Annotated in this window: 19 protein-coding genes and 1 tRNA gene; 5 read left to right on the plus strand and 15 right to left on the minus strand. The window is 56.2% G+C overall.

Annotated elements, in window-relative coordinates; translation table 11 throughout:
• The first annotated feature begins 4 nt into the window (after window positions 1-4).
• The 4 genes from moaC (at window position 5) to H567_RS0109755 (ending at window position 2,885) form a co-directional block, all read left to right on the plus strand.
• Window positions 5-436 carry a cyclic pyranopterin monophosphate synthase MoaC gene (gene moaC, locus H567_RS0109740; RefSeq protein ID WP_028321258.1) on the plus strand — a complete coding sequence of 144 codons (432 nt, stop codon included), beginning with the start codon at window positions 5-7 and terminating at the stop codon, window positions 434-436.
• Window positions 437-455: 19 nt separating this feature from the next.
• Entirely contained in the window at window positions 456-1,133 is a 678-nt protein-coding gene (locus H567_RS27130) for a TIGR04211 family SH3 domain-containing protein (protein ID WP_028321259.1), read from the plus strand.
• A 292-nt stretch (window positions 1,134-1,425) separates the two neighbouring features.
• Window positions 1,426-2,739, plus strand: coding sequence for a competence/damage-inducible protein A (locus H567_RS24155; RefSeq protein WP_084517104.1), 1,314 nt, complete (start codon window positions 1,426-1,428; stop codon window positions 2,737-2,739).
• Window positions 2,740-2,808: 69 nt separating this feature from the next.
• Window positions 2,809-2,885, plus strand: a tRNA-Arg gene (locus H567_RS0109755).
• Between the two features lie 652 nt (window positions 2,886-3,537).
• On the opposite strand, the gene H567_RS0109760 is transcribed toward H567_RS0109755, so the two are convergent.
• The 9 genes from H567_RS0109760 to H567_RS28475 all read right to left on the minus strand — a co-directional run bounded on the left by H567_RS0109760 (window position 3,538) and on the right by H567_RS28475 (window position 7,863).
• Entirely contained in the window at window positions 3,538-3,774 is a 237-nt protein-coding gene (locus H567_RS0109760; RefSeq protein WP_028321260.1) for a hypothetical protein, read from the minus strand.
• Entirely contained in the window at window positions 3,771-4,025 is a 255-nt protein-coding gene (locus tag H567_RS0109765) for a hypothetical protein (RefSeq protein ID WP_028321261.1), read from the minus strand. The genes H567_RS0109760 and H567_RS0109765 overlap by 4 nt, the downstream gene beginning before the upstream one ends.
• On the minus strand, window positions 4,022-4,210 hold the full coding sequence (locus H567_RS0109770) for a hypothetical protein (protein WP_028321262.1): 189 nt from the start codon (window positions 4,208-4,210) through the stop codon (window positions 4,022-4,024). The genes H567_RS0109765 and H567_RS0109770 overlap by 4 nt, the downstream gene beginning before the upstream one ends.
• 233 nt (window positions 4,211-4,443) lie before the next feature.
• Window positions 4,444-4,635 (minus strand): hypothetical protein, encoded by a 192-nt coding sequence (locus H567_RS0109775; protein ID WP_028321263.1) that lies wholly within the window; start codon window positions 4,633-4,635, stop codon window positions 4,444-4,446.
• A 54-nt stretch (window positions 4,636-4,689) separates the two neighbouring features.
• The gene (locus H567_RS0109780; RefSeq protein WP_028321264.1) at window positions 4,690-5,244 is read right to left on the minus strand and encodes a hypothetical protein; all 555 of its coding nucleotides are present in this window, start codon (window positions 5,242-5,244) and stop codon (window positions 4,690-4,692) included.
• Window position 5,245: 1 nt separating this feature from the next.
• On the minus strand, window positions 5,246-5,554 hold the full coding sequence (locus tag H567_RS0109785) for a P27 family phage terminase small subunit (protein WP_028321265.1): 309 nt from the start codon (window positions 5,552-5,554) through the stop codon (window positions 5,246-5,248).
• Between the two features lie 314 nt (window positions 5,555-5,868).
• The gene (locus tag H567_RS0109795) at window positions 5,869-7,086 is read right to left on the minus strand and encodes a phage major capsid protein (RefSeq protein WP_028321266.1); all 1,218 of its coding nucleotides are present in this window, start codon (window positions 7,084-7,086) and stop codon (window positions 5,869-5,871) included.
• Between the two features lie 322 nt (window positions 7,087-7,408).
• Window positions 7,409-7,639: a small ribosomal subunit protein bS21 gene (locus H567_RS30085; RefSeq protein ID WP_084517106.1), complete on the minus strand. Its 231-nt coding sequence runs from the start codon at window positions 7,637-7,639 to the stop codon at window positions 7,409-7,411.
• Entirely contained in the window at window positions 7,615-7,863 is a 249-nt protein-coding gene (locus tag H567_RS28475; RefSeq protein WP_153306128.1) for a hypothetical protein, read from the minus strand. The genes H567_RS30085 and H567_RS28475 overlap by 25 nt, the downstream gene beginning before the upstream one ends.
• A 65-nt stretch (window positions 7,864-7,928) precedes the next feature.
• Here H567_RS28475 and H567_RS28480 point away from each other — a divergent pair, with 65 nt between their 5' ends.
• The gene (locus H567_RS28480; protein ID WP_153306129.1) at window positions 7,929-8,195 is read left to right on the plus strand and encodes a hypothetical protein; all 267 of its coding nucleotides are present in this window, start codon (window positions 7,929-7,931) and stop codon (window positions 8,193-8,195) included.
• A 136-nt stretch (window positions 8,196-8,331) separates the two neighbouring features.
• Here H567_RS28480 and H567_RS28485 read toward each other — a convergent pair whose 3' ends face one another.
• The 6 genes from H567_RS28485 to H567_RS0109835 all read right to left on the minus strand — a co-directional run.
• Window positions 8,332-8,616, minus strand: coding sequence for a hypothetical protein (locus H567_RS28485; protein WP_153306130.1), 285 nt, complete (start codon window positions 8,614-8,616; stop codon window positions 8,332-8,334).
• Between the two features lie 612 nt (window positions 8,617-9,228).
• Window positions 9,229-10,005, minus strand: coding sequence for a hypothetical protein (locus tag H567_RS0109815; protein WP_153306131.1), 777 nt, complete (start codon window positions 10,003-10,005; stop codon window positions 9,229-9,231).
• 108 nt (window positions 10,006-10,113) lie between these two features.
• Window positions 10,114-10,320, minus strand: a complete 207-nt coding sequence (locus H567_RS0109820) for a helix-turn-helix transcriptional regulator (protein WP_028321269.1) — start codon at window positions 10,318-10,320, stop codon at window positions 10,114-10,116.
• A gap of 134 nt (window positions 10,321-10,454) precedes the next feature.
• Window positions 10,455-11,066, minus strand: coding sequence for a hypothetical protein (locus H567_RS0109825; RefSeq protein WP_153306132.1), 612 nt, complete (start codon window positions 11,064-11,066; stop codon window positions 10,455-10,457).
• 106 nt (window positions 11,067-11,172) lie between these two features.
• On the minus strand, window positions 11,173-12,345 hold the full coding sequence (locus H567_RS0109830; RefSeq protein WP_028321271.1) for a tyrosine-type recombinase/integrase: 1,173 nt from the start codon (window positions 12,343-12,345) through the stop codon (window positions 11,173-11,175).
• 614 nt (window positions 12,346-12,959) lie between these two features.
• Window positions 12,960-13,498: aldehyde ferredoxin oxidoreductase C-terminal domain-containing protein (locus H567_RS0109835; protein ID WP_028321272.1), on the minus strand; the 539-nt coding region annotated here is incomplete at its 5' end.

Here is a 13,498-nt window from a genome sequence, read left to right on the forward strand (position 1 = left end):
GACGATGGGGATGATCGATGTAGGCGCCAAGCCGGTGATCAAGCGGGAAGCCGAGGCGGGCGGGGTCATTCATCTGCGGGCGGAGACCGTTGCGGTTATCCGGCGCGGCGAGGTCCGGAAGGGAGACCCTCTCCCCGTGGCGGAGGTCGCCGGGATGACAGCCGCCAAGCAGACGCACCTGTTGGTTCCGCACTGTCACCAGATCCTGCTAGAAACGGTGAGCGTGCGCTTCGATGTGAAGGACAGCAGCGTCGAGGCCCGCTGCCTCGTGCGCGCCGAGGCCAAGACCGGCGTCGAGATGGAGGCGTTGGTTGGGGTGGCGATGGCGCTCAACACCATCTGGGATATGGTGAAATACCTCGAGAAAGATCCGCAGGGGCAATACTCCGAAACGCGAATCGATGATATCCGTGTGCTTTGGAAGAAAAAAGGGTAGGTTGAGAGGAGTGACACGAATGCGCATTTACGGCCTGGCTCTGGGATGCTTCCTGCTGCTGATGACATGCGGCTCCGCCTGGGCGGAGCGGGCTTATGTGACGGATTCCTTCCAAGTGACGGTTCGAACGGGCCCGAGCACGGGGCACAAGATCATCGCTTTCCTCGATTCCGGGGCGTCTGTGGAGGTTCTGGGGGAGGACCAGGGCTGGAACAGGGTGCGCCTGAGGGATGAAGAAGGCAAAGCGGTCGAGGGCTGGGTGTTGGCGCGCTACCTCATGACGCGCGAACCGTGGGAGGCAAAAGCCAGATCCTTCGAGGAGAAATACGAGCGGCTGAAGGCGCTCTCATCGAAGACAAAAGGCGAATGGGAGTCTGTCTACGAGGAGAATCAGCGTTTGACGAGTCAATTGGCGGAAAAGACCAGCGCCTTGCAGACGCTCGAGCAGGCGCATGAGACGCTGAAAAAAGACTCTGCGGGTGTTTTAGCCGTCAAGGAGGCCCATCGCCAGTGTTCGGAAACCCTGGCGGGGCTTGAAAAGACGGTGGGGGAATTGCGCAAGGAGAATGACGCGCTCCGCTCGAATGAGCGGAACAAGTGGTTTGCGACCGGCGCGCTGGTGCTTTTTGTCGGACTGATCATCGGGCTCGCCCTGGGCCGCTCGCAGAAGAAAAGAAAATCTCTCCTGATGGATTGAGGTCGTCCCTGAGGGTATCGGGGTCAAGAGAAGCCTGGATGCGGATGAAAACCCTTCCTGGTCCATTCCAGCAGACGGCGGGGTGATCGCGGCGCCTTTCGCCCGTAGATTCCACTTCATTGTGGGTCGCATCGGATCGGATGCAGGCCATTGGAGGTGAGGCAGTCGGAGCGAAGGGTTCTTGGTTCGACTTTTCTGGAAGGGGCCAGATCTGCCTCGTTTCAGGCTGCATGGGGCGGCTGTTGAGTGTGGTTTTCCGTGGTGGCATGTCTTGAGCATTAGGAGATAGTGGGTGCCTGCAGCAGTGGAAAAGGACTCCGACGCGGGATCGAGCGGCGGGCTGAAGGATTGCGCGGTCGTCACCATTGGGACGGAGCTTCTGCTCGGGCAGATCGTGGATACGAATGCCTGCTACCTCGCTGAGGCGCTGGCGGAGGCCGGGCTCCGGGTGCGGCTGCGGATCGCGGTCGGGGACGAGATCGGCGAGATCGTTGACGCCTTGAGAGTGGCGCTCGACCGGTGCGCCCTGGTGATCACGACCGGCGGCCTCGGGCCGACGCTGGATGACCTGACCCGGGAGGCTGTGGCGGCTGTGGCGGGTGTGCCGCTGGAGTTCCGGGAGCCGCTGATGGCGGACATCGAGGCGATCTTCAAGCGCTACGGCTACCACATGGCGGAGAACAACCGCCGCCAGGCGTTCGTCCCTCAGGGGGCCGAAGCGGTGCGAAACCCGGTTGGAACCGCGCCGGGCTTCATTTGCCGGATCGGGGATAAGGCCATCGCCTGCCTCCCCGGTGTTCCCCGCGAACTCAAAGTCCTGTTCCCTAGCACGGTGCTGCCCTGGATACGGCGGTTTTTCCGCCTGCCGGAGCAGGTGCTCTTTTATCGGACTTTGAAGACCGTAGGGATCGGCGAGAGTCAGGTGGATCAATCGATCGGGGATTTGATCAAACCGGGCGGCGATCCAGAGATCGGCCTGCTGGCTTCCGAGGGCGAGATCAAGATCCGAATCGCCGTCCGCGCCGGAGATCGGGAAGGCGCCCTACAGCGGATCGCACCGGTCGAAGAGGAGATCCGTTCGCGCCTCGGCAGGCGGATCTTCGGTTTAGACGAAGAAACCCTCGAGTCCGTGATCGCGGCCCTGCTTACGTCGCGCGGCCTGTCTCTCTCGATTCTCGAATCCTTCACCAGCGGCACGGCCGCCTGCCTCGTCTCGCGCGTCGATGACTTCCCGTTGGGGGAGGCGCAGGTGATCCGGAGCAAAGCGTCCCTCATGGCCTGGGACCAGTGCCGTGAACAAAATCCAGGGGATCGGACCTCCCGCTCTCGACCGTGGGAGGAAGCGGATCTCAGGCGCTTTGCGGCGGCCTTCCTTTCGCGAAGCAACGCCGATGTTGCGCTTATGATCCTGGGATGCCCCGAGAGAGACGCCGAGGGTTGGCAGGTCGATGCGCACGCGATCGTCGCCGACAGGACGGATCTCTGGAAGGCCTTTTCATGGCACATGGGCGGGACCTGCGCGACCCTCCGATCCCGGGGCGCGGTCACCGGACTGAACACCCTCAGGCTCGCCCTGCTCGAAAGGACCGATCCCGCCGCCCGATGAAGCTCCCCGCGATTTTTTTTGCTGCGGATCAAAGCCATTTGCGGTATAAAATCATGTCGTGTCATGTAAGCGCCTGTAGCTCAGCTGGATAGAGCAGCGGACTTCTAATCCGCAGGTCGGGGGTCCGAGTCCTCCCAGGCGCGCCAGTAAAATCAAGGGGTTACGTCAAAAACGTAGCCCCTTTTTCATTTCGGCCAGAAACGTACCCAGCACTATACCCAGCACCCAGCAAAATTCAGGTTTGCAGCCTCGCTTGGTGTAGGCGTCTTCGATCCGGTAGGACTGGCGCGGGTTGCGGGTGCGTGTACACTCCGTTCACGTACCTCCACCGCGAGACCCACGCCACCTTCGAGGACTATTGCCGGGAGCGGTGGGATATGCAACGTCGGCAGGCGTACCGGCTTATAGACGCGTCGGTCGCTGTAGCAAATGTGTCCAATTGGACACAAACAATCCCTGTTTCCGAATCCCAGGCCCGCCCCCTGACCCACCTGGACCCGGATCAGCAAGTCAAACACGGCCGTTCCCGTTCCGCCCATACCATGACAAGGGTCAAAGGTAGATCGTCGATCCTGGCGCGTCCTGCTGCGTCCGGTGGGGTGCTGGAGACAAAAGAGCCGCCCGAAGGCGGCTCATGGTGGCGGGCTGCTTGCGCTGTGCGGGGTAGGTCCTGCCATCGGATGTTTGTCGGGGGCATTGGGGAATTTCCCCAATACTCTCTGACTCCGCCCTTTGAGCGCTCACTGTCTTATGGTCCACCCCTAACCCCCGCGCGATCTGACGGTCTGAGAGCGCCGGTCATGGCTTCACCTCCTGGCCTTCCACTCTAAACCGCCCTGGTATCAACCGGAGACCGGTCCAGGGACACCCTCCACCCATCGCGTGCGTGTATCCGCTTTGCCACGCGGCCCTTACGGCTGCGGCCTTAGACTTGTAACCCGGGCCCCGGGCGTCTCGGTAGGGTAGGTCGTTCGAACAGAAGTGATAGAGACCAGTCACTTCTTCGAAGACGTGCGCAATTCTCTTCTCGGTCATGGCGTCGCCTCCTTAGATGCGGCGATCAACTCCGCTGTGCTCGGAAACTCCACATCTGAAAATGGACTATCCTCCCCATACATGCCGATATGGTACGCCATAAGATCATCGACCACGCTTTCAATGATGAAGACATAACCGTCTAATTCACTGTCAGGGCGCTCGCGCAGCTCCTCCTCTACAACCCGGAGCCGCCGGACCATTGACTCAATTATAACGTTAGGGTCTTTCAGGTCGTATAAAAAGATCATACTTGCACCTCCCCACCTTCGGCCGCATCGGCCGGCGGAAAAAGGGTCCGCTTGTAAGTGTCGGCCGCCTCCCTGGTGATCCGCTCCATGACCTCCGCGCTGCTGCAATGCCAGGCTTGCGCGAGGCGGTTCAGTCTCCAGGCTGCTGCTGTGCTCAGGTTCGTTGTGATCTTGACGGTCTTCATGGTCACCCCTCCAATAGAAAAAGCGCGCAGTGTTGTCAAGGGTCACAACAACCCCGGAGTCCTCGCGGATCCTCCACACTGCGCGCACAAAATACCTATTGATGAAATAGAAATAGCCATGTAACGGCTGGCCTCCCGGCTGTGAATTTTGACGTTCTGAGCGTAACCATATGTCGGAGCACCTGTCAATTAAAATCGTCGATCTGCGTCCATCCTGGTGGCCCTGGTGGGGTCTATGGCTCCGATTCGATCCACTGCGCGAGCTCGTCCAGATTATCCCCCACGCTGCCGATAACGGCGGCCACGCTGGCCAGGTAGGTCAGCCCCATCTCTTCGAGCGGAACCCGGCGCGAGTTCGCCAGGATTCCCTGGAGAAGTCGGAGTTTCATAATCTCGTCCCTCAAAAATTCGACGGCCTCTTCCATATCCCCCCCCCCCCCTAAAGGTGGTGGTACACTTTGTACCACTACTGGATGATGTCAGTCGTCTTCGTCGGCCTCGATCCGTTCCGGCTCGAAGTCGGCCGGCGGTATCCGTTCCCTCTCCCCGGGTACGAACAGGTTCAGCCGGTCCAAATAGCTTGCTTGAGATTCATATTTCGGCGGGTCGCTCGGGTCAATCGGCCGGCCCTCGAAGTCGTCGCCGTACATTTCAAGGTCAAATTCCGAGATATAGCCCTCGTTTGGCAATCCATATTTGAAATATGGGGCATAAGCCAGGACCTCACTGCATGGCGTGCCAACCCCCCCGAGGCGCCGCCGGCCGGGTTCGGGTGCATCATACAGCCACCATGCTTGTGGCCGCCGGCCGGGGTGCTCTTCGATGAATTGTTTCAAAAAAGGTGCTCCGTGCTCGCGCCAGAGCTCGCGGGGGTCCTCACCTCGCGGCCCCTTCATTCCATCGCGGAGCTGAGAAGCGAACATCCGTTCCCATTCGTTGCCTTCCACATGGGCGCCGTTGTCGGTCAAAAATGCCCGAATATAGCCCGGTAACTGCTGCCAGCTGCTTGCTTTTTTCGTTCTTTGTGCCTTCATGTCAACTCCATTTCGGCGGCCGTCCTGGTGCTGGTCGCGGGGGTTCGGCCTCAAGGCCAAGATGTTTAAGGTATTGCAAAATCGAAGCCCGGCAATCCCGTATGACGCTCAAAAGCGGGTGCGCGATGATCTTTCCGAACCGGTCGATCTGCGTCATGCCGTCCGTTTCAACCTGGCGTTCAGCGCGGCGCAACTGGTCAAAGGTCCTCGTCATGCTTGCCATAAGAAGCTGCGCTTCAGCATCGCCTAAATTGTACTCAGCTTCCAGCTTTTTGCGCCATTCCAGCGCTTCCTTGCATAGTCTAGCCATAGCTAACTCATTTTTAGGAAGAATTTTTGAAAGGAAATAATTATTTTCATATAAAATTTACTGAGCGCCCGGTCTAGCGCGGTTGCCTTGTAGGGAATGAGACCGCCCATGGGGTTGAGCAGGGGACGCCGACGCGCCCCCCCTGCTCGCTTCTACGGAGGAACCTTGCCGGCGGCCTAATCGCCAGCGGTGGTACTGCTCTACCACCAGCCAAACAGCGCTGTCGATGTCGCTGTCTCGATGGTGGTGGCGGGAGCCGAAGCTCCCGCACTTGGTGCAGAGGGTGGTGACAATTCACCTAATTGCTAGAGTGTTTATGCCAAGGTGACCATCGAAAACGCCTCTTCGATCAAGGGTCCGCCGTCAACGTGGGTCTGTGCGACGTATGCGTTGCAATTTTCAAGCGCATATTTTTCGAGTAGCGCTTGTACGCTGATCTGATCGGCTTCGGCAATTCCATAAAAGCTCAGGTCGCCCACGCAACCAACACGTAAACCACTCGTGAATGTATTTGGACAATACTCCGAAATAGTGTACGGGATGCCCAAAATTGTCGACGGTCTATTGTCACCCAATCCGGCCTGCCATAGGTATGTGCCGCTTCCGTCTTTCAGCTTCCGAATCATCTTGATAGCATCCCGGTGAAAAATCCATCGGCATGACCCGCTCCTGATGTATTGCCCCTTTAGATTGTAAAGGGCATTTATCAGTCCATCGGCTGTGATCGCCGTGTTCGTGTTACCTGTCGATATGTCACGCGAGGTGCTCACACCAAAATCGCTGACGGTGAAAATTCCAAGAGGTTCATTCGATCCTGAACCGGTCAGAAACTTGCTTTCTTCGACCACGGAAATCTTTTGAGTGAGGCGGTTGATTATAAACTCTGCAATGTTTGCGGAAGATCGCTCGATCAGGTCACGCGAGACTTTGATTGCCTTCACGAGCCGGCGAGGATACAACGCCCGCTTCTCAAAGCTCATTGCACTGTCGAGGTCCGCCTCGGCAACTTCGCTCGTAAATTCCGGGTCGGAAACGTCCGCGTCCATGATGGGGATGCCCAGGCTCGCGGACTTCGCCACGCGAAACATTCTTGCTAGTCCTCGGACAAACACGCTGTTGTCGAGGTCGTGCAGGATCTCTGTGGTGATGCTCTCAGGTAACACCGCATATCCGCCAGCGGTGTCCAGATCCATCTGCAAGGTTCGGCTCTCAAACTTGCCGCGGCGAAAATAACCGTCAAGCGCTCGGACCATTTCCGAGTCGTACCGTGCCCGACGCGACGGTGGTGCAGCCTGACGGTCATCGGCCGGCGGCCGGAGCATTGACCGGCTTCCGGGGTCCGATTCGATCAGATCGGCGAAATGCCGCCGGCTTGACGCCAGCTCATCACGAAGGTCCTCGATCTTGTCCTCGATCTGGCGGATTTCGTGCGTTTCCTTGCGGCTCAGGTCTCTTTTTTCGGCCTCAGCCTTCGAGAGAATCCGACCAATGTCCAAGGTCAGTTCCCGAATTTCAATCTCAATTGCAGCCATCGTGTGGCCTCCATTTATATAGTTATGTCAATATGTTAATTGCCGAGCCCGATACAGCCGGCGATCATCGGATGCGCTGGGTGTCGGGGACCGGTCGTTCGTAGGAATGGCCGGGTTCGTTCGCGTTGCGGTCGAGGCTTCCCTCATCATCGGATGCGGTTCGCCCGTTCCAGGGAATCGGGGTGAGCAGCCCCCAGCCCCCGCCTGTGCCTGTGCCTGTGCTGAGCAGCAAACCAGATGAGCAGAAACGGCCTTGACTCCGCCCCCGCTCCGGTATCGCCGAGCGCGTCTCGGCCCCGTTCCATCGTCGGTGATGGAAAAATCATTCCTCACTTTTGCGCGCCCTAGCCTTACGTTCGGCCCTGATGCGCCGGATCATGGCGCCCCTGGCCTTTTGCCGGCGGCGTTCGCTCGGCTTCGGCGGTCGTGGTCTCATGTCACGGAGAATCCCGTCCCGCCGGCATGCGCTGCGGAAGCGCCTCAGAAGCGAAGTGGTGTCTTCGTTATGGCGTGCCCTCACCCCGAGCATTACAGATCCACCTCGGCGGTCCATTCGGTGTCCGGCCCTTCGATCTCTCTGTCGGGGAACAGCTCCTTTGCCGGGATGCCCGTCTTGTGCGCGAGGAATCCACACTCTTCAGGACTGAAGGTCCCGGCAAAGGTGAGCAGATCATCGAGGGTCTGGCCCATAGGTGTGCCTCGCGCCACTGACAAGAGTTTGAGGCGGGTCCAGGTCGCCGGAGTAACTCGAATTTGCTTTTGTTCGGTCCTTCTCATGTCGAATCTCCTTTGTTGTGTTGTGGTGGCATTAAAAAAGGCGGTCTCCCTTCAGGAAGATCGCCATGCTGAAAATCGAAAATCTGGTGCAAAAGGTAGCGCTGCGCTTGCTGGTGCGGCTCACCCCTAGACGGCAAAAGCCGCGTGAATCGCGGCTCTCCGGGTCTTGCGCTTCGTTTGTGGTGGTGCTTATGGACACCGATGACAGCTTATTCTTGTGTTTCAGACAATTTCTAAAATGTCAAGCGTTTTTATCTTGCCTGACATTCTGGACAAAAAAAATGAGATATTCCCCTCCTACTTATGGCCATGGCTGTCACGGTTTTTTCTGATCTTTCCTATGATATTGCAAAGATAATCCATTGCTATATAAAGCCTTTTAGCCACTTCGATCCGTGTATCACCTCTTGCCAGGTGTGACAATTCCCCTGTGCTTCCTGGCGCTCGGCGCCGGTTGATGGTTGCCGATCAAATACAGCCTTCCTCAATATGTTCCGCCATGTCGCGAAGGGTCTCGGCAATCTCCCCCATGCTGACGGAAGGGTGCGCCTCGATATAGCTGTTCACGGTATCGGCCAGCCGATCCCATAGTCGGAACGGATCCGCCTTCGCCTCACGTCCGAGCCGATAGCGCCGGATCATCACCACGGCGTCCTTCGTCTTCGGCTTTAGTCTGCAAACCTCCAGCGCGATCCGCTCCCGTTCCTGGTCGTCAGGAATCCGCCCGAGTTCGGCCAGTATGGACAGCCTCATGGACTTGCGGCCCTCCTTCATGGCTGCGGTCGATCCGAGCCATTCAAAGCGCTCATCGTCCAGAAGGTGAAGCGCGAAAAGTCTGTAGAAAACATCCTGCCTGCCACGTTCCGAACGGATACCAGCCGCCAGAAAATCAACTTGAGATTCTAACCGTGGATCATTTATGCGCCGTGGCCGGCCTCGTTTTCTGGAAGCCGCTTCCGATATTCCCTCTTTGCTGAGCTGATCCACTGCTTCACCCTCAATCCTGGTCAAAAGCGATCCGGTATAACTCCCTATCATCCTGTTCGGGATCCGGCTCCGTCTCCTCCGAATAGGGGCACTCCGGTCGATGATACTGTCCCCGGTAGGCGCCACACGAAGGACAGCGTTCAAATTCTGAATTGATTTTCTCAAGCATGGGTGAGTTCCTTCCTGCTGGCTGGACTTTTGAATTTAAGAAGTCGCCGCGTCCGAAGCGGGTCCCTGCTTCGGACCCTGATAAAACCTGATAGTCTTAAAACCTGATAGTCTTAAACCTGATATAGCGGTAGTTTTTGCTATGCTCTACCGGTCATTTTTTCTATGCTCTACCGGTAGTTTTTTCTATGAGCCTATCGGTAGTTTTTGCTATGTGCTATCTTCGGCCACGTTCTGACGCTGCTTTGCAAGGAGCCCGTTCAACCACTTTCTTTTGTAGGTATAGCTTGCTCGGATATACACCTTCCAGCCGCAAAACAACTCGGTCGATTCCCGCTCGATGAAGCCACGCTCCTCGAGGCTTTTCATGGCGTCCTTGATTCCCCTGCGGCTGATCCCGGCCAGTTCGGAAAAAAGCGCCAGGTTCAGCTCTGCTTCTTCGATCAGATTGAATCTTCGAGTGCCATATTCCTCGGCCGTGTCCATCGGCTCATGGTTGTCGGACCACTCAAGATCCAGCTCCTTGTAGATATCAGCATCCCACTTGCTCACCGTCGCTAACACAGGATAAAGCGCTCGCGCTGCGCTCGTCAGCAAGCTCCAGTTTCCCCCGAGGAGGAAGCAACTCCGGAAAGGAAACGCTTCATTCGGTCCTGCCTGTTTCGGAAGGTGCAGCCGGTAACGCTTTGAGCCCCAGCGCGTACCTAGACCCTCGATCCGCTGACGTTCGCGCCAGACCTTAAAATCGGCGAACCCATCAAGATCCTTGACCCCCTGGCGCACGGACTTCGGCGTCCTGCCGGCGAGGTGCCCTATGCGGTCTTCTGATGGAAATGCAATCCCGCTCTTGCGGTCCACATGTGCGGCGATCACTGGCAAGATGGATTTCGCGCTAAGGCTCAAGTTCGCCCAGTCCATTTCGATAATCCATCGCTTCGGGAGCCAAAAGAAGGTCTCCCAATTGACATCACTCGGCCAGATAAACATGGTCCACCCCATAAAATCTTGACAGCCCCCCGTGGCCCCCGGGATGGTAGGGGCCATTTTTTCGTCGGCTTCCCAGACCGACGCGAGGGGATGTCAAGCGGCTGAAGTTCATTCGGTTGCGGCGCACTGATGGGTGTCGGGCACAATTCGCCGCGCATACGCGAAGCGCTCAAGATCCTCTTCCGTGTAGCGGATCGACCGTTCCCCGACAACGAAATACACCGGACCTTTGCCGAGATGCCGCCAGTTCCGAAGCGTTTGCACTTTGACGTTAAGCCATTCCGCTCCTTGCTTTTCGTTCAAGAAATGTCGCATGGTAAAACCTCCTAGAAATAAAAAAGCACGTTAATCTTGAGGGTCAAGATAACGTGCTAAAGTACTGCAATCAATAGACAAATCGACGTTTAAGCGGTATGAACGGCGCTTAAACCGCTTGAACGGTGTTTTATCTACTTCGTATTTTCTGCCAGGACCTCATTCATCAACCGTCTTACTGCATTGACGTCCGTGTATTGCATTTCGTCCTTATTAAGAAGGTCCATCAATTCACGAGCGGTATTTCTCGTTTTCTCAAAATCTCGTTCTTTAAGGTAATTATAGACAATTTCTTTATTAGAATTTCGACGTTCAGACTTGGTTGCGACGTTAGCTCTGTTCCGGTTGCTGGTTTCATGCGCTGCGACTGCGTATCCTGCGGCAAAACTTGTAACAACTATATAATTGACGCTTTTAGCCAAGCTATCAACTGCACTAGCTAGTTTTTCATACGCATCTAAAAGTTCATTATTATCAATAAAAAAGAGAGGATTTTCTTCATGAAATTTTCTAATTGTATCTAAGCATTTGTCAAACATTATCCATGCATTACTAATTTCTAAAATGACATTTTCACCTTCTAACGGGTATTTATCCCTATTTCCAAAAAGGACACGAATATTTCCAGCAAGATATTCAACTGGGTTAAAACATTTTGAAACATTCTTAACATTATTCTTCAGCACTCTGGTAGTTTCCTCAATCAGGCTCTCAACTTCCTCATGCCGCTCTTTTTCGTCCATCATCCGCATCCGCCCCCTTCACGGTCCCTGAAGTTTTCCGGCGGAAGGCGGCCAGGGTCGCCGCCGTTCGTCTCCGGGGATCAGCCGGAGACTATCCGCCGAAACTGGGTTATTTCTTCAAGCTGACGAGTTTCCCCGTCTTGGTGTCGGGCTCAAGCGTCTCATTCAGGCGCTTAATGGCCCCCTGGAGCACGTTTTCACCTAAATGGCTATACCTGCTCGTCATTGAAAAATTGGCATGGCCCAAGAGCTCTTTGACCGTGTAAAGGTCCGTTCCCTGTTCAACCAGCCAAGAGGCATGACTGTGCCTGCATGTGTGAAAGCAAACGCGCTGTCGGGGGTCCTCAATGCCTTGGTTAAAGCCCAGCGTTGCCACAACCCGGTTGAAGGTATCGCTCATTTGAACAATTTTCTTTCCTTCGCGGCCGGGGAAAACAAGGTCAGTCGGCGCGCCTTCCCATCGGCTTTCAAACATGGCCTTCACTCGGTCCGTCATAAACACAACGCGGTTTCGTCCTGACTTGGTATCCTTAATGGCAACCGTGCCCCTGGAAATGTCCACGTCGCCCCATTGCAAGCTGAAAATTTCCCCCGCCCGCAGTCCTGTATGGAGTGAAACCAGGGCCATATCATGGACGTCCGTGCTTTTCTTTGCTAATTCGTCCAGAAGACTTTCAGCTTCCCCTTTCGTCAGGTAGCGCATTCGGCGGTTGTCTTGGATCGAAGGCTTTTTGACTTTGGAAATAGGGCTTTCCCCATTGTAGAAGTCGTGAGTCTTTGCGTAATTGTAAACTTGCCTTACGAGGGCTAAGGCGTAATGGACGCTTCGAGGCGCACGGCCGGCCTTCGCCATGTCTGACTTGATGCGTTCCAGATGAAAAGCGGAGACGTCGGGCAGGGCCTTGCTTCCGATAACAGGATCGACCCAAAGACGAAACAAGGCGTCCTCGCGGCGCCAGGACTGAGCGTTGCGTTTGGTGGCTTGGCTGTGCGGGAAGTAGTGCTTTTGGAATAAGTCACGGAAAGTCAAAGGTCGTTTCTTTTTGGCCTCGCGGACCTCTTTCCGAGACTTGCGCTTGCCCTCGATGCGCTCCGCCCTGATGCGGGCAGCCTTCGCCGGGGTCATGGCGTCCTCGCGCGCCCGCCCGGCTTTTTCCTCAAATTGCTTGCCGTCTTTCCTGAAAACGTAATAGTAGATGCGTTCGGGTTGTCCGTCGCGCCCGGTTCCTTCGACGTAAAAAACGCCCGGATATTTCGTTGTGAAACGCTCTTTTACAGGCATTACAAGCACCTCCTGTTTTTTCATACCCAGCACTATACCCAGCACAAAGCCCATATTATAGGGTAATAAAAGGTAAGTCAATGGGAAATGTAATTGCCTAATACTATGGAAATGCTTATGAAATTATTTGACAGGGTAAAAGGCGGTAAATGTACAAGATAGGACTTCTAATCCGCAGGTCGGGGGTCCGAGTCCTCCCAGGCGCGCCAGTAAAATCAAGGGGTTGCGGTGATGAACTGCAGCCCCTTTTTGCTTCTTGCAGCCGTTTTTCCCACTTCTTCACGTTCTATAAAAAGGCTCCGCTGAGAATGCGAGCTTTTATGGATCGGATGACCTCTGCCGTCTAGGCCTTTCGGGATTCATTTAAAAGAAAGCGCGCTTCTTGTATCGCGAATTAAGCCCCGGATGCAGCCAGGGGAAGCCTGGAATCTATCGAGCCGGCTGTGCCAGGCCATGGAAACATGCGGCTGAGGTGCGCCGGATGGATCTAAAATGCCGGTATCTGCATGTGCGAGCGCCTCTGTCGAAGGTATGCGGTAGAGCAGATCAATCTCACCCGCCTTGCATCCAGCCTTTCTCAAAGGCCTAGAAGAAAAGGATTTCGCAATGGGCCGTCAACGCGGCGGAGGTTCGCCGGCTTCATTCCAGCCGCGCGCCCGGTAATACTCGGCCAGCATCGTGGCCATTTGAGCCTCGGTGATCCCTTTGCCCTCCTCGGGAAGGGCTTCCTGGTGGAAACGGGGAGGGAGATTGTCGTCCACCCTGGTCCAACCCTCGCGGATGTTGAATCGGCGCGTGTCGTCTTTGACGCTGGCGGCGATGGAGCGCATGGAATCCCGCTCCAATTCAAGCCCGGTCACGGCTTTGAGAATGGTGGCGAGCTGTTCCCACTGGTAGAGATCCCGGTAAAAGCGGCAGAGGATCAGCGTGTCGAACACGGTCAGGCGGTCTTCCCAATCGGCGAAGACGGCCGCTTTGCCTTCGATGGTTTCCGAATCGACGATACCGGCCAGCTCCGGCTTGTAGAACGTGGCCCGCAGGTGGCAGGCGCCGCGCTCCGATGCGCCGTAAGCGAGTCCCATGCCCTTGAGGACACGCGGGTCGTAGCCGGCGGGCTCCAGGCCTTTGACATGGACGGCCTGGTCGGACATTC

This window comes from Desulfatiglans anilini DSM 4660 (assembly GCF_000422285.1).
GTDB classification, from domain to species: domain Bacteria; phylum Desulfobacterota; class DSM-4660; order Desulfatiglandales; family Desulfatiglandaceae; genus Desulfatiglans; species Desulfatiglans anilini.

Excerpts from the sequence above, each read along its gene's own strand:
- H567_RS0109765 (WP_028321261.1), bottom strand. The coding sequence starts at position 4,025 with ATGATCTTTTTATACGACCTGAAAGACCCTAACGTTATAATTGAGTCA.
- moaC (WP_028321258.1), top strand. The coding sequence starts at position 5 with ATGGGGATGATCGATGTAGGCGCCAAGCCGGTGATCAAGCGGGAAGCC.
- H567_RS0109770 (WP_028321262.1), bottom strand. The coding sequence starts at position 4,210 with ATGAAGACCGTCAAGATCACAACGAACCTGAGCACAGCAGCAGCCTGG.
- H567_RS28485 (WP_153306130.1), bottom strand. The coding sequence starts at position 8,616 with ATGAGGCTGTCCATACTGGCCGAACTCGGGCGGATTCCTGACGACCAG.
- H567_RS0109780 (WP_028321264.1), bottom strand. The coding sequence starts at position 5,244 with ATGAAGGCACAAAGAACGAAAAAAGCAAGCAGCTGGCAGCAGTTACCG.
- H567_RS0109775 (WP_028321263.1), bottom strand. The coding sequence starts at position 4,635 with ATGGAAGAGGCCGTCGAATTTTTGAGGGACGAGATTATGAAACTCCGA.
- H567_RS28475 (WP_153306128.1), bottom strand. The coding sequence starts at position 7,863 with ATGAGAAGGACCGAACAAAAGCAAATTCGAGTTACTCCGGCGACCTGG.
- H567_RS28480 (WP_153306129.1), top strand. The coding sequence starts at position 7,929 with ATGCTGAAAATCGAAAATCTGGTGCAAAAGGTAGCGCTGCGCTTGCTG.
- H567_RS0109795 (WP_028321266.1), bottom strand. The coding sequence starts at position 7,086 with ATGGCTGCAATTGAGATTGAAATTCGGGAACTGACCTTGGACATTGGT.
- H567_RS0109785 (WP_028321265.1), bottom strand. The coding sequence starts at position 5,554 with ATGGCTAGACTATGCAAGGAAGCGCTGGAATGGCGCAAAAAGCTGGAA.
- H567_RS0109815 (WP_153306131.1), bottom strand. The coding sequence starts at position 10,005 with ATGTTTATCTGGCCGAGTGATGTCAATTGGGAGACCTTCTTTTGGCTC.
- H567_RS0109830 (WP_028321271.1), bottom strand. The coding sequence starts at position 12,345 with ATGCCTGTAAAAGAGCGTTTCACAACGAAATATCCGGGCGTTTTTTAC.
- H567_RS0109825 (WP_153306132.1), bottom strand. The coding sequence starts at position 11,066 with ATGATGGACGAAAAAGAGCGGCATGAGGAAGTTGAGAGCCTGATTGAG.
- H567_RS0109760 (WP_028321260.1), bottom strand. The coding sequence starts at position 3,774 with ATGACCGAGAAGAGAATTGCGCACGTCTTCGAAGAAGTGACTGGTCTC.
- H567_RS30085 (WP_084517106.1), bottom strand. The coding sequence starts at position 7,639 with ATGGACCGCCGAGGTGGATCTGTAATGCTCGGGGTGAGGGCACGCCAT.
- H567_RS27130 (WP_028321259.1), top strand. The coding sequence starts at position 456 with ATGCGCATTTACGGCCTGGCTCTGGGATGCTTCCTGCTGCTGATGACA.
- H567_RS0109820 (WP_028321269.1), bottom strand. The coding sequence starts at position 10,320 with ATGCGACATTTCTTGAACGAAAAGCAAGGAGCGGAATGGCTTAACGTC.